The sequence below is a fragment of the Halocella sp. SP3-1 genome, assembly GCF_003953885.1.
In the GTDB taxonomy this organism is placed as follows: domain Bacteria; phylum Bacillota; class Halanaerobiia; order Halanaerobiales; family DTU029; genus Iocasia; species Iocasia fonsfrigidae.
The window spans coordinates 2,337,119-2,355,482 of sequence record NZ_CP032760.1; the positions used below are offsets into that span (position 1 = coordinate 2,337,119).

Annotated in this window: 16 protein-coding genes; 15 read left to right on the top strand and 1 reads right to left on the bottom strand. The window is 36.5% G+C overall.

Going from position 1 to position 18,364, the window contains the following annotated elements; genetic code table 11:
- The first annotated feature begins 32 nt into the window (after nt 1-32).
- Entirely contained in the window at nt 33-1,388 is a 1,356-nt protein-coding gene (locus D7D81_RS11030; protein ID WP_286169593.1) for a M16 family metallopeptidase, read from the top strand.
- A 21-nt stretch (nt 1,389-1,409) separates the two neighbouring features.
- Nucleotides 1,410-2,873, top strand: coding sequence for a M16 family metallopeptidase (locus D7D81_RS11035; RefSeq protein WP_125989964.1), 1,464 nt, complete (start codon nt 1,410-1,412; stop codon nt 2,871-2,873).
- An 86-nt stretch (nt 2,874-2,959) separates the two neighbouring features.
- Here the strand turns inward: D7D81_RS11035 and D7D81_RS19540 are convergent, their stop codons facing one another.
- Complete coding sequence (locus tag D7D81_RS19540; protein WP_164522225.1) at nt 2,960-3,097, bottom strand: hypothetical protein; 138 nt, start codon at nt 3,095-3,097, stop codon at nt 2,960-2,962.
- 194 nt (nt 3,098-3,291) lie between these two features.
- Between D7D81_RS19540 and mraZ the strand changes: the two genes are divergently transcribed.
- The 13 genes from mraZ (at nt 3,292) to ftsA (ending at nt 18,342) form a co-directional block, all read left to right on the top strand.
- Nucleotides 3,292-3,723, top strand: coding sequence for a division/cell wall cluster transcriptional repressor MraZ (gene mraZ / locus D7D81_RS11040; protein ID WP_125989966.1), 432 nt, complete (start codon nt 3,292-3,294; stop codon nt 3,721-3,723).
- A gap of 31 nt (nt 3,724-3,754) precedes the next feature.
- Entirely contained in the window at nt 3,755-4,684 is a 930-nt protein-coding gene (rsmH, locus tag D7D81_RS11045; RefSeq protein WP_125989968.1) for a 16S rRNA (cytosine(1402)-N(4))-methyltransferase RsmH, read from the top strand.
- 21 nt (nt 4,685-4,705) lie between these two features.
- Complete coding sequence (locus tag D7D81_RS11050; protein ID WP_205739183.1) at nt 4,706-5,173, top strand: cell division protein FtsL; 468 nt, start codon at nt 4,706-4,708, stop codon at nt 5,171-5,173.
- A gap of 11 nt (nt 5,174-5,184) precedes the next feature.
- Nucleotides 5,185-7,269: a stage V sporulation protein D gene (locus D7D81_RS11055; RefSeq protein WP_125989971.1), complete on the top strand. Its 2,085-nt coding sequence runs from the start codon at nt 5,185-5,187 to the stop codon at nt 7,267-7,269.
- A 42-nt stretch (nt 7,270-7,311) separates the two neighbouring features.
- Entirely contained in the window at nt 7,312-8,790 is a 1,479-nt protein-coding gene (locus D7D81_RS11060; RefSeq protein ID WP_125989973.1) for a UDP-N-acetylmuramoyl-L-alanyl-D-glutamate--2,6-diaminopimelate ligase, read from the top strand.
- Complete coding sequence (locus tag D7D81_RS11065; protein WP_125989975.1) at nt 8,787-10,172, top strand: UDP-N-acetylmuramoyl-tripeptide--D-alanyl-D-alanine ligase; 1,386 nt, start codon at nt 8,787-8,789, stop codon at nt 10,170-10,172. Before D7D81_RS11060 ends, D7D81_RS11065 begins: the two co-directional genes overlap by 4 nt.
- A 3-nt stretch (nt 10,173-10,175) precedes the next feature.
- A complete protein-coding gene (gene mraY, locus D7D81_RS11070) occupies nt 10,176-11,135 on the top strand; it encodes a phospho-N-acetylmuramoyl-pentapeptide-transferase (RefSeq protein ID WP_125989977.1) in 960 nt (319 codons plus the stop codon).
- A gap of 68 nt (nt 11,136-11,203) precedes the next feature.
- Nucleotides 11,204-12,589: a UDP-N-acetylmuramoyl-L-alanine--D-glutamate ligase gene (murD, locus tag D7D81_RS11075; RefSeq protein ID WP_125989979.1), complete on the top strand. Its 1,386-nt coding sequence runs from the start codon at nt 11,204-11,206 to the stop codon at nt 12,587-12,589.
- Nucleotides 12,589-13,689, top strand: a complete 1,101-nt coding sequence (gene spoVE, locus D7D81_RS11080; protein ID WP_502700027.1) for a stage V sporulation protein E — start codon at nt 12,589-12,591, stop codon at nt 13,687-13,689. Before murD ends, spoVE begins: the two co-directional genes overlap by 1 nt.
- Nucleotides 13,690-13,699: 10 nt before the next feature.
- The gene (murG, locus tag D7D81_RS11085; RefSeq protein ID WP_125992104.1) at nt 13,700-14,806 is read left to right on the top strand and encodes an undecaprenyldiphospho-muramoylpentapeptide beta-N-acetylglucosaminyltransferase; all 1,107 of its coding nucleotides are present in this window, start codon (nt 13,700-13,702) and stop codon (nt 14,804-14,806) included.
- A gap of 84 nt (nt 14,807-14,890) precedes the next feature.
- A complete protein-coding gene (gene murC / locus D7D81_RS11090; protein WP_125989983.1) occupies nt 14,891-16,273 on the top strand; it encodes a UDP-N-acetylmuramate--L-alanine ligase in 1,383 nt (460 codons plus the stop codon).
- 16 nt (nt 16,274-16,289) lie between these two features.
- The gene (locus D7D81_RS11095) at nt 16,290-16,994 is read left to right on the top strand and encodes a cell division protein FtsQ/DivIB (protein ID WP_125989985.1); all 705 of its coding nucleotides are present in this window, start codon (nt 16,290-16,292) and stop codon (nt 16,992-16,994) included.
- 82 nt (nt 16,995-17,076) lie between these two features.
- A complete protein-coding gene (gene ftsA, locus D7D81_RS11100; RefSeq protein WP_125989987.1) occupies nt 17,077-18,342 on the top strand; it encodes a cell division protein FtsA in 1,266 nt (421 codons plus the stop codon).
- The last annotated feature ends 22 nt before the right edge of the window (nt 18,343-18,364 follow it).

An 18,364-nucleotide genomic window follows, 5' to 3' on the forward strand; every position in this document is an offset into this window, starting at 1 on the left:
AATGAAACTTATATAGATTGGGAGGTATTAATGTGAGAAAAAGAAGAATGATAAATGTATTTATCGTCACTGTATTACTGTTGATTACTATAAGAGGGTTAAGCTTAGCGGCTGAGATAAATGGAGAAATAGCTGATCTTGAGTTTGATTATACTTATAGTAAACTTGACAATGGCTTAGAGATTTATGTTTTTGAGGATCATACAGTACCACTGGTTAATTTTAGTCTCTGGTATAAGGTTGGATCATTTCATGAGAAAGAGGGTATAACTGGTATATCACATCTGCTGGAACATATTATGTTTCTGGGAACAAATACACTAGAAAAGGATCAAATTCATAAATTGGTTAAAACAGCCGGTGGTAGTAATAACGCAGGGACTAATTATGAGTATACAGTATATTATGAAGAAGATCTCCCTTCTAGTAAACTGGAACTGGCAATGGCTATAGAGGCAGATAGAATGAGAAATTTAAAAATAGATAAAGCTGAATTTCTCAGGGAAAAGGAAGTTGTTAAACAGGAAAGGCGTATGAGGGTTGAAAATGATTTCTTTCAGTCTTCAATGGAAGAGATTATGGCTATTGCTTTTAAAAAGTCTCCCCTACACCATCAAATAGTAGGTTGGATGGAAGATATAGATAATATTACAGTTGAACAGCTGCGTGATTATTATAAGATGTATTATACACCAAATAATGCAATTATGGCTGTTTCAGGGGATGTTGATCCCCAAGAGGTTTTATTAATGGCCGAAAAATACTATGGGAATTATCAGGCAAAAGAGATTGATAAACCAAAGTTAATTACTGAAGAGCAGCAAGAAGAACGGGTTATTAAATTAAGCAGACCTACCCGGGTACCTTATATTGTAATGTTATATAAAATACCAGAGGGAAATCATCAGGATATGGTGGCGATAAATGTTTTGCTGGACATTCTTGTTAATAATTCAACATCAAGGGTCACTAAAGAACTCGAACAGAGAAAACAACTTATTCTAGCTGCTGGTGCCAGGGCAAGCTCATATTCTATCCCTGGTTTTGCCCAGGTGATATTAGTGCCGACCAGCACAGATGAAATAGAGTCTGTTCAGAAGGCCTTTGAGGATGAAGTTGAGAAACTGATAAATAATGGTGTTAGTGAAGAGGAAATAGAGATAGTTAAAAGAAAGGTTTTAAAAACAAATGTCTTTGCCAGTCGAGATATGACTGATCTTACTAATCTGATTATAAGTGATGTTATTAAATTTAATAATCCTGAGCAATATAATAAAGAAATAAAACTACTTAATCAACTGAGCAGTAAGGATATCGTTCAGGTAGCAGAGAAATATTTTGTTAAAAACAAAAGAACGGTAGGTTATATTATACCTGATAATCAATAAATTTAAGAGGTGAAATAAAAGATGAAGAGTAAGATTATTATTCTGAGTTTTTGTCTACTTGGATTGCAGCTTATTGTGTTAGGAAATATTTCGGCTCAGGTGGAATTTAGTCAGGAATTATTTGAGGAACTTGCTGAGAACACCAATGAAATTCCCTGGATAAAAATTCCTGACTATGAGAAAATAGTTCTGGCTAATGGTATGACGGTTTACCTGGCTGAAGACCATGAAATGCCTGTGGTGCAGATTTTTGGTTATATTAAGGGTGGAATCAGTCAGGAAACAATAGAGCTAGCCGGAATATCTCAATTCTTGGTTAGAATGATGAATACAGGTACAAAAAACTACAGTGAAGAGGAATTTGCTTATTATAAAGAGCGTTATGGGATTAACTTTAGTGTTTACGGCAGTAATGATTATTTTGGATATAGGGGAAATGCACTTATTTCTGACCAGGAGGAATTGATAAAATTAGCTGCTGAGGTTTTACAAAATCCCAGCTTTGATACACCATATTATCAGCGTACAAAATATTTTTTATATAATAATTATCAGCAGACCAAGGCTGATGATGATTATTTGGCAGCAGTAAATTTCTACAAAAATCTTTATAAAGACCATCCCTACGCATATAGTAGTGATGTTGATTTATTATTATCAACTCTGAATAATATTACTCCTGCTAGTCTGGAGGAATTTCACAAACAAAATTTCACCCCCTCTAATCTTATACTTGGGTTGGTAGGTGATATAGATATTGCGGAAATAAAGAAGATGGTTAAAGATTATTTTGCTGACTGGCAGGGTCCAGAGGTGGTTTTACAGGAAGCAGAACTCAAACCAGCTCCAGATAACTGGGGCAAAATAATTTTAATTGATAAACCTGATGCTACACAGGCTAGGATAAAGATGGGTTATCTCTTTAAGGATAATAGTTTTTCAGAAAAAGTGGTTTTTGATATTGCCAATAGTGTTTTTGGTGGAGGAGATTTTGAAAGCCGTCTGATGGAAAAACTGCGGTCTGAAATGGGTTATGTATATAATATAGGTTCTTATGTAAAGTATAATAAACTTGCTGGAGATTTTATAATTGATACCAATGTAAGGCCCCAAAAAGCCTGTGAAACGATAGAGATGGTCAAAGGTATTATGAATTCTATAAAAGATGGGAGTCAGGCAATAAAGGATAAAGAAGTTTATAAGATAATAAATAGGTGGAATGCACATTATCCTCAAAATTATCGATATATTGAAGATGTCTTTATTTCTATTATCTATAATATTGAGCTGATGAATAGGGATGTTGATTATATTAATAAATATGTTGAGGAATATAATAAGGTGGATGGTCAACAGGCCCAGGAGGTTTTTGCAGAATATACCTATCCAGAGAGGTTTTTAACAGTAATAGTTGGTAAAAAAGAAGATATTTTACCTGCTTTTAAAGAAAAGGGTATTGATGTAGAAGTAGTGAGTATTAATTAGTTTTAGGATATATAAATAAACCCTGTAGTTTTCTGGACTACAAGGTTATAATATTGAGATATGGACTTATCTTACTGTGATAGGTCCTATTTTTTTTTGTCTTTTTTAAAGATATTTAACCACCTTAAAAAAGATGGGAGTTTAAAACCTGCCCCAATAGTCTTGGTATACTCCTTACTTGTATCTTTATCTTTGGTCCAGGCGAAAAAGAAATTAATTTTCATTAAAATATTCCCCTCCTTTTTTCATCAATATTATATGTAGCAAGCCCCTGAATGGTTAACAATAAAATATATTTTTATAAAAACAATATATTTTTATAAAAAATAAAGGATTTTTAATGTAGATAACGAATATAAGAAGTGAGTGGTAGAAAGTGGTGCGTAGTGGTGGATTAGTGGTAAAGGGGGTGGGCCACATGTTTATGGGTGAATATCAACACAGTATGGATGCCAAGGGACGGGTTATTATCCCTGCAAAATTCCGTGAATCACTGGGAGAAAAATTTGTGGCTACCCGTGGTTTAGATAATTGCCTTTTTGTATATCCTATGCATGAATGGTCTATTTTAGAAAAAAAATTAACATCTTTACCCCTGACCAGTAAAAATGCTAGAACATTTGTCAGGTTTTTCTTTTCTGGTGCCACTGAGAGTGACCTTGATAAACAGGGTCGTGTTTCTATACCAGCTAATCTGCGAAATTATGCTGATTTAGAAAAAGACATAGTAATAATAGGTTTAGCAAATAGAATAGAATTATGGGCTAAAGAGAGATGGGATACATATCTTGATTCTGCAGAGGATTCTTATGAAGATATAGCTGCTGCTATGGAAGAATTAGGGATTTAGTATATGTTAAAACTGAGGAAGTGTAAGTAAAGTGGAATTTACTCATGAACCAGTACTTTTAAAGGAAACAATAGAATATTTAAAATGTCAGAAAAATGGCGTTTATGTTGATGGCACCTTGGGGCGGGGAGGTCATACCCGTGCAATTTTAGATGAAATAGCTGGACAGGGGACAGTGATAGCTATTGATAGGGATACAGAAGCTATAGAGGCGGTTTCCGGCAGCTTTGATGACCAAAATCTCGAGTTGGTACATGGTAATTTTATTAATATTCCGGAGATATTGGCCAATAGGGGTCTAGAAGCCGTTGATGGAATGGTTTTTGATCTGGGTGTATCATCACCTCAATTTGATAATCCGGAACGTGGTTTTAGTTATCAATATAATGCCCCATTGGATATGCGTATGAATCTAAAACAGGATTTGACAGCCCGGGATATTGTAAATAAGTATTCTGCTGAAGAACTAACAAGTATAATCAAGAAATATGGTGAAGACAGGTGGGCTTCAAGAATAGCAGATTTTATTGTTAAATTTCGACAAGATAACGAAATTATCACCACCCATGAGTTAGTGAAGGTTATTAAGGCTGCCATTCCGGCAAGTGCCAGAAGGAGTGGTGGCCATCCCGCAAGGCGTACTTTCCAGGCCTTAAGGATTGCAACAAATGATGAATTAAAACAACTTGAAGATTTAATCAATAATGCTGTTCCTTATTTAAAATCAGGGGGCCGGATATGTATTATTAGTTTTCATTCTCTGGAAGACAGGATTGTAAAATGGGGGTTTCGTGAGCTTGCTAAAAAGTGCGACTGTCCCCCTGATTTCCCTGTTTGTGTATGTGACCGTGAACCATCAATAAAAATTATTACTAGGAAGCCTGTTAGGGCATCTCAAACAGAGATAGATAGTAACCCCAGGGCAAGGAGTGCTAAATTGAGGGTTGCTGAAAAGTTCTAAATTGGAAGGTGGGTGAATAAATTGTTACAAACCAAACCTAAAAGTGATTATAATTATGGTTATATTAATAATAAAAATAGCAGCAATAATAAAAAGACCAAAAATAGCATTGATTTTAAAACAATTATTAGTTTTATATTGATTGTGACTATTATTGCCCTTATATTAATATCATATATCTGTCAGTCTGTTAATATAACCCGCCTTAATTATACCCTTACTAAACTAAGTAAGGAGTATGATAAGATACAGGAGGAAAATCATAAGTTAAATATTGAATTAGCCCGAAATAAATCTCTAGCCAGGATTGAAAAACTGGCCAGGAATGATTTGCATATGAGTGAGCCGGACAGAGTAGAGGTTGTGGTTTTAAATAAAGAAGAAGAGATTAAGGAAGATACAGTGCCAGAACAGAAGAAAACATATTTTGCCCAGGTTTTAGGAAAATTATTTAATAAGTCTGTTAAGGCTGAGGAATTGGATAATTAGGGGGAGTAAGATTGGCAAATCTACCTCATCTCAAAGTAAAAAAAAGGATAATTTCGCTGTTTCTTATATTTTTTTTACTTATCATTATTTTAGGACTGCGCCTTTTTTGGATACAGGTGATCTCTAGTGAGAAATATCAGGAGAAAGCCCTGGATCAGAGATTACGACAGCTTAAAGTGGAGCCGAAACGAGGAATAATATATGATAGAAATGGTCGGCAACTGGCAATTAGTGCAAGTAGTGAAACCCTAGTAGCTATACCAAACGAAATAGAAGAACCTGAAAAGACAGCCCGCAAGCTGGCCCAAGTGCTGAGTATTGATTATGATTATGTCTATGAAAGGATTACCCGTAGGGCTAGTGCTGTTTATATTAAAAGAAAGTTAGATGAAACCCTTGCTCAGCAAGTTCGCCAGTTTGACCTTAAAGGGATTACTTTTACTGAGGAAAGCAAACGGTATTATCCCAAAGATAACCTGGCCAGCCATTTGCTAGGTTTTGCTGGAATAGATAGTCAGGGATTAGATGGTTTAGAATTATCTTATGACAAATATTTAAGGGGTATACCTGGAAAGATTCAATCAGAACGTGATGCTCGTGGTGAGTCAATACCAGATGGTATTCGAGAGTATGTCCCTCCGCAAAATGGTTATAATGTTTATTTAACAATTGATGAGGTTATCCAGTATATAATAGAAAGAGAGCTTGATAGGGCTGTAGAGGAATTTAATATATCTGGTGGTACTATTATTGTTATGAACCCTAAAACTGGGGAGATTATGGCCATGGCAAATCGCCCTGATTATAACCCCAATGATTTTGCTAATTACCCACAGAAATACTGGCGTAACCGGGCGATTTCCGATATATATGAACCTGGTTCAACTTTTAAGATAATTACAACAGCTTCTGCTTTAGAAGATGGAGTGGTTAATGAAAATGATGTTTTTGTTGACCCTGGATATATAAAAGTAAGTGATCGACGTATTAATTGTTGGAAAGCCGGTGGACACGGCCGGCAGACCTTTGCAGATGTTGTAAAAAATTCATGTAATGTTGGTTTTGTTCAGGTTGGCATGCGCCTTGGCAAAGAATCATTCTATAATTATATAAATTCTTTTGGTTTTGGTAGTGAGACATCAATAAAATTGCCAGGTGAGGCCAAGGGATTATTATATGATTTTGATAGTATTGGTCCAGTTGAATTAGCAACCATGAGTTTTGGTCATGGTATTTCTGTTACTCCCATACAATTGATTACTGCAGTATCAGCAGTAGCCAATAATGGTATGTTATTACGTCCGAGGTTTGTCAAGGAAATCAGGAATGCTGATGATGAATTAGTGGAAGAATTTCAAGCAGTTCCAATCAGACAGGTTGTTTCGGAAGAAACAGCTCAACGAACCCTAAAGTTATTGGAAAGGGTTGTTGCTGAGGGGACAGGGATAAGTGCAGCTATTGAAGGTTATCGAATTGGTGGTAAGACAGGTACTGCCGAACATTATGGAGCCCAGATATATGATTCATCATTTATTGGCATCTTACCAATTGATGACCCCCAGATGGTTATTCTAACGGTATTATATGACCTGAAAGGTTTTCCTTATTATGCCAGCCAAACGGCTGCCCCTATTTTTCGTAATGTAGCCCAAGATATCCTGAGATATCTGGAGATACCACCTCAAATTATTCCAAAAGAGGGTGAAGAAGAAAAAAGGAATATTACTGTGCCTGATGTTGAGGGCTTAACTGTAATTGAGGCAGAAAGAATATTGAGAAAAAATAAATTTGATGTTAAACTTATAGGTGGAAGTGATAAGGTTGTTAAACAGATACCTTTAGCAGGGGCTGATATACTTGAGGGGAGTACTGTTCTGTTGTTTACTGAGCAAGCCCAGGGTATCGAAAAGAAATATTATGTTGCTGTCCCTGACCTTAGTGGTTTAACCGGGGAAAAAGCAGCTAATCTACTGGCTGAACTGGGTTTAATTTTAGTACCTTCTGGTGAAGGGGTAATTATTAAACAGGATATTGAGCCAGGGGAAAGAGTGCCCGGTGGGAGTAAAATCTCTGTTATTCTTAAGGAAGATGGGTAAATTTACCGATAATTGGTTAAAATATATTTTGGGGGTAAGGATATGAAGATAAAAGAATTATTAGTTAATGTACAAGTGGAAAAAATAACTGGTGATGAGAATATAGAGATTAGCGGTATGGTATATGACTCCCGCCAGGCTAAACAGGGGGATCTTTTTATCTGTATAGACGGTTTCAGGTATGATGGTCATAATTTTATCCCTAAGGCTGTTCAAAATGGGGTCTGTGCAGTAGTAATTGAAAGGGAAGTAGATGAATATATTCAAGGAATCACATATATAAGGGTAAAGAGTAGTAGGGAGGCTATGGCTTCTCTGGCTGCTAGTTTCTACAACTATCCACTTGATAAACTGCAGCTAATAGGTGTCACTGGAACAAATGGGAAAACAACAACTACTTATCTCATTAAATCCATACTTGAACAGGCCGGGCTGAAAACTGGTTTAATTGGAACAATTAAAAATATTATTGCTGATAAGACATTACCTGCTACCAGGACTACACCGGAGTCCCTGGATCTATATCAATTATACGATAAAATGCTTAAAGAGGGGATTACCCATGTAGTAATGGAAGTATCTTCACATGCTCTTGACTTAAAAAGGGTCAAAGGGATGGAATTTGCAGCAGCTGTTTTTACAAATATAACCCAGGATCATCTGGATTATCATAAATCAATAGAAGAATATTTAAAAGCCAAGTGTTCTTTGTTTAAACAACTTACAGATCAAGGAACTGCTATTATTAATATTGATGACAATTATAGTAATCAGGTAATTGAATCTGCCAGTGCCAGAGTGATAAGCTATGGTATAAATAAAAAAGCCGATCTCAGTGCAGAGGATATTCAGCTTTCACCTAAAGGGGCATCTTTTTTGATTAGGGGTAGGAAGAATATTCCTTTATCGATCAATTTAACCGGGGAATTTAATGTCTATAATACATTAGCAGCAGTTGGTGTGGCAGTTGCTTTTGATATTGATGATGATAGTATTAAAAGAGGTCTTGAAGGGATACCAGGTGTTGCCGGTAGATTTGAACTAATTAACGAGAGTCAAGGATTTTCTGTTGTAGTAGACTATGCCCATACACCTGATGGTATGGAGAATGTATTAAAAACTGCCCTTGAGTTTGTTAAAGGAAAGATAATTGTGGTTTTTGGTTGTGGTGGTGATCGTGATGAAGGTAAGCGACCGCTAATGGGTAAAATGGCAGCCAGCTATGGTGATTATGCGGTTCTTACTTCAGATAATCCTCGTTCAGAGGACCCCCTTACTATACTGGCGGCGGTTGAAAAAGGGGTTTTAGATTATGATAGTGAAACCCCATATATAGTGCTCCCAGATAGGCGAGAGGCTATTTTTCATGCTATTAGCAGGGCCGGTGCCAATGATATGGTTATAATATTTGGTAAGGGACATGAGACATACCAGATATTCAAGGATAAAACAATTTCATTTGATGATAGGGAAGTAGCTCGTGAGGCAATAAAGGAAAAAATGGCAGATGATAAAAAATGAAGGATATGGAACTAGGGGAAATTGTCAAGGCGGTAGAAGGTGTTCTTGTCCAGGGTAATAGAAATAAGAAAATCAAAGGTGTTTCAATTGATAGTAGAACTATTAAGGCAGATGAATTATTTATTGCTATCCCTGGCGAGAAATTTAATGGTCATGATTTTATAGATGATGCAGCGGTTAATGGTGCTGCAGCTTTTATTATAAGTGATGAGGTAGAATTGCCTGAGAGAGCAGCCTATATAGTAGTAAATGATACAACAGAGGCATTACAGCAGCTGGCTGCATATTATCGTCAGCAAATTGATGATTTGACTGTTATTGCTATTACAGGAAGTGCCGGGAAAACTACTACCAAGGATATGATAGCTGCTTTATTAGCCAGCAAGTATAAAGTTCATAAGACTCAGGGCAATTTTAATAACTATTATGGTCTACCCCTAACCTTACTTGAGCTGCAGGGTGATGAAGATATTGCAGTCCTTGAAATGGGGATGAGTTCTCTGGGGGAAATTAGTTTATTGACCAGTATTGCTTTACCACAGATAGGTGTTATTACAAATGTAGGTGAAACACATCTGGAGAGCTTGGGGACTATTGAGAATGTTGCCCAGGGGAAAAGTGAGTTGATTGCTGCTCTGCCTGAAGATGGAATAGCTATATTAAATTATGATAATTCTTATGTTAGGGATATGAAATCTGTTTTTAAAGGTGAAAAGATTATTTATTATGGGTTTAATAAAGCTGTTGATATCTCAGCTAGTAATATCAGGATTGATAATAAGGGGACATCCTTTTTAATTGAATATCAGGATGATAAAAGGGATATTTTAATTGATAAACCCGGACGGCATAATGTCTATAATGCTCTAGCAGCTATTGCGGTTGCCCGGGAACTAGCTGTTGGCTGGAATAGTATTAAAAAAGCACTTTTATCTGTAGACTTATCATCTTTAAGGTGGGATGTCCAAAAGAAAAAGGGTGGTATTACAATTATAAATGACAGCTATAATGCTAATCCCTTATCAATGGAAGCAGCTGTGGATGCTGTCTGTGAAAGTGCTGAAGACAGGGTTATCCTGGTACTTGGTGCTATGCTGGAACTGGGGAGTAATGAAAGTAGGGCTCATCTGGAACTTGGGAAAAAAATAGCTGATTCTGCTGTTGATGTACTAATAACAGTTGGTGAAATTGCTCAATTAATTGCCCGAGGTGCAATCCAAGGTAATATGAAAAAAGAAAATATACATATATTTGATAACAATAAACAGGCAGCAGTTTTGTTGAATAATATTCTTGTAGGGAATGATACTGTTTTGGTTAAAGGTTCCCGGGGAAATAAAATGGAAGAGATAGTAGAAATTATTGGAGGTCAGGGGGGGTAGGATATGCGTTACTATCTGGCAGTTATTTTTCCTTTTTTTATACTTCTATTATTAGGTCCAACCCTAATTCGTGTGCTTGAATTTCTTAATTATGGGCAGCAGATTAGGGATGAAGGGCCTAAATCACATCTTAAGAAAAAGGGAATACCTACTATGGGTGGTATTCTAATTATACTGGCGATTCTGATAACAGCTTTATTAATATTGGATTTATCTTCATATATTATATGGGCATTAATCATTACTATTGGAATGGGCTTACTTGGTTTTCTTGATGATATAATAAAAATCAGGAGTAGACGTTCTCTGGGATTAAAGGCCCGGGAAAAATTGATTGGTCAGGTATTATTTGCTTTATTACTGGCTGTTTATGTATATTTATTTACAGATCTAGGAACATTTGTTATTCTGCCTATAAAAGGGGGATATATCAATCTAGGCTACTGGTTTTTCCCTTTTGTAATATTTACTGTAGTTGGTACTGCTAATGGGGTAAACCTAACAGATGGCCTTGATGGGCTGGCATCAGGTGTTACTTTGATTGTAGTTTCTTCACTGGCTGTTCTGATTTCTGCTCTGGGATATGGACAACTGACACTTTTTGCCTTGATAGTTGCCGGAGCTTGTCTGGGTTTTATTTGGTATAATAGTTACCCTGCTCAGGTTTTCATGGGTGATGTTGGTTCACTGGCTTTAGGTGGTGCTGTAGCAAGTCTGGCAGTTTTATCACAGACAGAACTTTTTTTGTTGATTATTGGGGGTATTTATGTTGTTGAAACCCTATCTGTGATGATACAGGTTAGTTATTTTAGGTGTACTGGTGGAGCTAGACTTTTTAAAATGAGTCCACTCCATCATCATTATGAACTGGCTGGTCTGGCTGAGTCCAAGGTTGTAGCCAGGTTCTGGATTCTTGCCTTAATCTTTGCTCTGATGGGGCTGGCTAGTTTTTATGTGATTTAGTATAGTTTACCATATCTTTATGCTTTTTATTTAATAATAATTCAGGAAAAAATAAAGGAGCTTATATTATGATAGAAGTAGCCGGAAAAAGAATTGCTGTTATAGGACTCAGCCGTACTGGTATTGCTACTGCTACCATGTTAAATGAACATGGTGCAAAGGTTATTGCTTCTGATGTTAAAAGTAAAGAAGAGCTGGAGAAAACAGTTAATATACTAACAGAAAAAGGGATAGAGTTTGAACTGGGAGGTCATGGTGAGAAGTGTCTGGCCTGTGATCTGCTGGTGGTAAGCCCTGGTGTACCTCTTGAGCTGCCTTTTTTTAAAAAAGCAGCAGTTAAAGGCATCCCTATCATAGGTGAAATAGAACTTGCTTATCATTTTACAAAGGCCAGCATAATTGCTATTACAGGTACTAATGGAAAGACTACAACTACAAGGCTTCTAGGGAATATTATGGAGAAATTAATGCCCGGTCAGGTGAAAGTAGTTGGTAATATTGGAGTTCCTATGATTCAGGAGGTTGTTGGGCTGGGTAGTGATGACTGGATTATAGCTGAGATTAGTTCATTCCAGTTAGAGACTATTAAAGAGTTTAGACCATTTATTAGTCTTTATTTGAATTTCACCCCTGATCACCTTGATAGACATAAGACTATAGAAGGTTACTGGGAAGCCAAGAGGAGATTGTTTATGAATCAAAGGGCTGGAGATTATGCTATTATTAATGATGATGATCCAGCAGTAATAAGAGCTGCTGAGGGTTGTAAAGCCTGGAAGTATCTAATTAGTACCAGTAATTGTATTGCAAGAGGAGTATATTTAAAGGATGGGCAATTATTTATCAGGGATAAGGATAAAACAGGTATTCTAAAGGAAAGTATTATTTCGGTTGATGATATACCACTGAGGGGCAGACATAATGTTATGAATACTGCCTTTGCTATCATGGCCGCACATCTGGCAGGTGTTGATAAGGATGATATTAGACAGGGTATTCTTAATTTTTCTGCTGAAGAACATAGACTGCAGGAAATTGCTGTTGATGATGATGGTACACTTTATATAGATGATTCTAAGGCTACTAATCCTGATGCAGCCATTAAAGCCCTGATTTCTTTTTCTCAGCCTCTTATATTAATTGCTGGTGGTCAGGATAGGGATGCTGATTTTTCTGAGTTTGCCAGGACTGTTTATGAAAAGGTCAGGGTACTTGTTTTGTTAGGTGAGACCAAGAAAAAGTTAAAAGAAGAAGTATTAAAAAAGGGTTTTGATAATATAAATATACATGAAGCGGTAGATATGAAAGAGGCTGTTAGCTTAGCTTTTAATGAATTAAGGGCTGGTGATTGTTTATTGCTTTCTCCTGCCTGTCCTAGCTGGGATATGTATCTTAATTACAAGGAAAGGGGCAGGGAGTTTCAGAGAGAAGTTGACTTGAAAAGGGGAGGATAATTTTGCAGGAAAAGCAGACCCCAGATTATATTGTTTTGTTTGTAATCATTACTTTAATGACACTTGGTATAATTATGATTTTGAGTGCCAGCTCTATTAGGGCTCATGCCATGTATAAAGATAGTTATTATTTATTTAGACATCAACTTGTCTGGTCTTTAGTGGGTATTCTGGCCATGATATTTTTTATGAATATTGATTATCATATCTATCAAAAAAATGCTAAACTAATATTATTAATTACAATTGCTGGTTTAATACTGGTTTTAATTCCTGGGGTTGGGCGTGTAGTCGGGGGCTCAAGGAGATGGATTGGTTTTAGTTTTTTTCAGGTTCAGCCTTCTGAATTAGCTAAATTAGGTGTTGTAATATATTTTTCTCAGTATTTTACAAGAAAAAAGGAGCACCTGGATTCTTTTAGCAGGGGTATTATACCCCCCTTAATAATTTTGGGACTTATCTTTGCTTTAATATTACTCGAGCCTGACCTTGGAACAGGTGTGACAATTGCCGGTACATTTTTTATTATGCTTTTTGTCTCCGGGGTACGTTTGTCGCATTTAATGATGCTTTCTTTATCAAGTCTCCCCCTGCTTTATTATTTTATAATGAGTGAGGATTATCGTCGCGAGAGATTATTATCATTCCTGGACCCCTGGGGAGACCCTCTTGATACTGGTTATCATATTATCCAATCATTACTTGCTTTAGGTTCTGGTGGTTTCTTTGGGGTAGGATTAGGGCATAGCAGGCAGAAGTTTCTTTATCTTCCAGAACCAGGAACTGATTTTATTTTTGCTGTTCTGGGAGAAGAACTTGGTTTTTTAGGTGGATTATTTGTGTTGGGATTGTTTTTTCTTTTTGTCTGGCGGGGTTTAAAGATAGCTTCATCAGTACCAGATATGTTTGGTTCTATGCTGGCTGTTGGCTTAACAACTATGGTTATTATTCAGGCGGTTATAAATATTGGTGTAGTAACAGCATCAATGCCTATTACAGGAATAACATTACCGTTTATCAGTTATGGTGGTACATCACTGGTTATAATGTTATCCGGGGTAGGTATTCTGTTAAATATTTCAAAGAGTGCGGTTGATTGAGGTGAAAGAAATGAAGGCTATAATTACTGGAGGAGGAACTGGCGGGCATATATATCCTGCCCTGGCAATAGCCAGGGCATTAAAAGAAAAGGGTTGGGATATATTATATATTGGTTCAAAGGGTGGTCTGGAAGGAAGAATTGTTCCTGATGAAGGCTTTAGTTATCAGGAAGTTGAGGTGTTACCACTCCCACGCAAACTAAATATAGTATTATTTAAGGCAATACTATTGACCTGCCGGGGTTTTTTTCAAGCCAGGGGTTTGATTAAAGAGTATAAACCTGACATTATCTTGGGAACAGGTGGTTTTGTAGCTGGGCCAGTTGTCTTGGCTGGTAGTCTTGGTAATATACCAACTATTATCCATGAACAGAATGTTTATCCGGGTTTTACTAACCGTTTATTGTCTTATAGTGTTGAGCAGATAGCCCTTAATTTTGCTGATGCTGAAAGGTATTTTTCAAAAAAGGTTAAAAACAAACTAGTTGTTACAGGTAATCCAATAAGAAGGATTATAACTGAGACAGATAGGGAGAAAGGCCTTAAAGCTTTTAAACTTAATAAAAATAAAAAAACCATCTTTGTTTTTGGGGGGAGTCAGGGTTCTGCAAGTATAAATCAGGCTATGTTTGAGATATATTATAAATTAAGGAATAATGACTGGCAGATTATACATATTACTGGAGAGAAGAATTATCAGGATATTATTAATGAATTAAATGGCAGGGGATTAAATCCTGTCGAAAATAAGAATATTAGAATCATGCCGTATCTTAAGGAGATCGAACTGGCTTATGCTGCTGCTGATTTAATAGTATACCGGGCAGGAGCAACAGGATTGGCCGAGATTACTGCCTGTGGTATACCGGCAATTTTAGTGCCTTATCCCTATGCTGCTGGTAATCATCAGGAGTATAATGCCAGGAGTCTGGCAGACCATGGTGCTGCCATTGTAATTGCTGATGATAAATTAACTGGGGAATTATTATTTAGGAGGATAAGCGAATTGATAAATGATAAACTCAAATTATTAAAAATGAGTAGAAATAGTAAGAAACTTGCCCAGTTACAGGCGACAGAAAAACTTATTAAGGCAATCGAGGATTTAGTAGGTTAGTTCAAATAAAATGTACAGGCTAGGATGCACAAAGTGTTTTCAACTGCATATATTAAGATGTGGTGGAGAAAAGGGGTGATTTTCATGTTTAAATCAATTGAAAGTATTCATTTTATTGGGATAGGCGGTATTTCTATGAGTGGTATAGCTAAATTATTGTTAAGGCAGGGGTATAGGATTAGTGGTTCTGATCTTGAAGATTCTCACCTGCTGGCTGAATTAAGAGAAAGAGGAGCCAGGATATATATCGGCCATTCAGCTGCTAATGTCGGAAATCCTGACCTTGTTGTTGTCTCCAGTGCTATACCAGAGAATAACCCAGAGTTAGATTATGCAGTATTTAAGGGAATACCAGTTATTAAAAGGGCTGAAATGATAGCTATGATTATGGAGGATAAAAAAGGCATTGCTATTTCGGGTACACATGGGAAAACAACGACAACATCTATAGTAGCCACTATGTTAAAAGAAGGGGGGTTTGATCCTACTGTTCTGGTTGGTGGAGAATTAGGCACAATCAATGGTAATGCCTTTCTAGGTGACGGCGATTTTATGGTCACTGAAGCAGATGAAAGTGATGGCTCTTTTCTTTATTATAAACCACAGGTTGTGGTAGTTACTAATATTGAGATGGATCATCAGGATTATTATGACAGCAAAAATAAATTACTGAATACCTTTGAGGATTTTATGAAAAACATCCCTGAAGATGGTGAACTTATAGCCTGTGCTGATGATGACAATGTATATAGAATTATTAATGAAGATGATCAAAAGGCTCTTACATATGGAATTAAAAGAGGGGTATTAAGGGCTGTCAGTCTCCAATTATTACCTTTTGGAAGTATCTTTAAACTTATGTTTAATGATTGTATAATGGGGGAAATCAACCTACAGGTCCCGGGTAGACATAATATTTTAAATGCACTGGCTGCTACTGCTGTTGGTCTTTATGCTGGAATGGAATTTTCCAGTATTAAGGCTGGAATTGAAAAGTATACTGGGGTAAGACGTAGATTTGAAAAAAAAGGATTAATAGATAAGGTACTGGTTGTTGATGACTATGCCCATCACCCGACAGAGATAGAGGCAACCCTTAAAGCAGCCAAAAATACAGGTTATGAACGTGTAATTGCTGTATTTCAACCACACCGTTATACACGGACAAAGCATTTAATGAAGGAATTTAGTGAATCTTTTGAGCTGGTCGATCACCTTATTGTAACAGATATTTATTCTGCTGGTGAAAAGGAAATACCAGGTGTAGATGCCAGGGAACTGGCAAAGCTAGCTGCTCAAAATCTGGATTTAAAGGTAGAATTTATTGCTAGTTTAGAGGATATTGCAGTTTACCTTGAAAAGGTGATCCGCCCTAAAGATTTAGTGCTAACAATTGGTGCAGGTGATGTTTATCGTGTGGGCGAGATGTTCATTGATAGAATGAAAAAACAACGTGAAATGGCCTGAGCAGGGGGTTTTTTAAATGGGACAGGATAGGTTTCTTATTTTTATAATAACTGGGATAAGCCTTATTGCCTTATTTTCTTTTTCAATGTCACCTTTTTTTCAGGTAAATAGTATTGAGTTTGATGGACTTGAAATACTAAGTAAGAATGAAGTAAATAGTCTTGTTGATAATTATTATGGTGAAAATATCTGGTTACTGAATAAGGTGTCTATCAGGAAAATATTAGAGCAAACCCCTATGATAAAACATGTTCAGGTTGAAAAAGTTTTTCCAGATAATATATATATAATAGTAGAAGAAAGGGTTCCGCTGGCTAAAATAAATAATAATGGTAAATATCTTTTGTTTAGCAGTAGTGGATATATTATAGAAGAAGGTACTATAAATATGCGGGTTAAAGTGCCAGAGGTAATAGGGGCAGGTTATTCCTTAGACCAGAATAATATATCCTTTACACCGAAATTAGAAAATATTGTACAGGCCCTTGCACAGGTAGATAAAGAAACAAGAGGATTAATTAATAAAATAGTGTGCCAGGATAAGGAAATTACTGCTTATCATAATAATATACCTGTGTATTTAAATGATTACCAGGAATTAAATAAGAAATTTCGTATTCTGGAATCAATCTTTGATAAAATATTACAGGAAGATATAGTAGTAGATTATATAGATTTATCGCTGCTGGAGAAACCTGTTATTAAACTAAATAATCAATAAAAATGGATTATAAAAAAAGGAGTTTAAAGATTAATGTTGAATTTATTGTTTAGAGTTATTATTGGGGAGGAGGTTTATATTTGTGACAAACCGTAGAGTTGTGACTGGACTTGATATTGGTACAACTAAAATATGTGCGATAATTGCTGAGTTAACAACAGAGGATAAAATAGATATAATTGGTATTGGTCTGGCTCCTTCCCATGGGTTACGGAAAGGAATTGTTGTGGATATTGATGAGACAAGCAAGGCGATCAGAGAGGCCTATCAAAAAGCCGAAAGAATGGCCGGAATCAGTATTGAATCTGCCTTTGTTGGTATTGCGGGTTCACATATTTCTTCTCTTAATAGTCATGGTGTAGTTGCAGTAACAGGGGAAGAAAAAGAGATTAAAGCAAGTGATATTGAGCGGGTTATGGAAGCTGCTAAAATAATTCCTTTGTCTGCTGAAGAAGAGATAATACATGTTTTAGCCCGGGAGTTTATCGTTGATGGTTGTTCTGGCATTAAAGACCCTCTTGGAATGTCCGGGGTTCGGCTGGAAGTTGAAACACATATAGTTACCGGGTCCAGTACATCTATACAGAATCTGGTTAAGAGTGTTCACCGGGCAGGTTTAGATGTAGATGATATTGTTTTAGAACCACTGGCTTCAAGTGAATCAGTGTTAACTACTGATGAGAAGGAATTAGGTGTTGCTTTAGTGGATATTGGTGGTGGTACTACTGATTTGATTGTCTTTCATGAAGGTAGTATCTGTTATACATCCATTTTACCAGTGGGGGGCAACCATGTCAGTAATGATATTGCAGTTGGACTTAGAACTCCGATTGGAGAAGCTGAGAAGATAAAAATTACTGCCGGTTGTGCTTTAAAGAGTATGGCTGATCAAGAAGATTATATTGATGTAGTTACTGCCAGTGGTAAACAGACACAACAGGTTCCACTACTTTCTCTCTGTGAAGTAATAGAGCCGCGTATGCAGGAGATATTTAGTCTTGTTAAACGGGAATTAGAACAGGTTGGTCCCAGGGATCTTACACCTGGTGGGATTGTTCTGACAGGTGGGGCATCTTTATTGTACGGTTCTGATGTTTTAGCATCTAATATTATTGGCCTTCCTGTCAGGCAAGGAGAGCCGAAACATATTAGTGGCTTAACAGATGTAATAGATAATCCTGTCTATATAAATAGGGGTGATAAGGTTCCCAAAGCTATATTTTCAACTGCTGTTGGTCTGGTTGAATTTGGTGTGAGATATTATCAGCCTAGTAAAAAACAGTTTAATAATGAAATAGTCGGCAGCCTTTTTGCTAAAGTGAAAAATTGGTTAACTGATTTTTTTTAAAATTACCCTACTAATAGATATG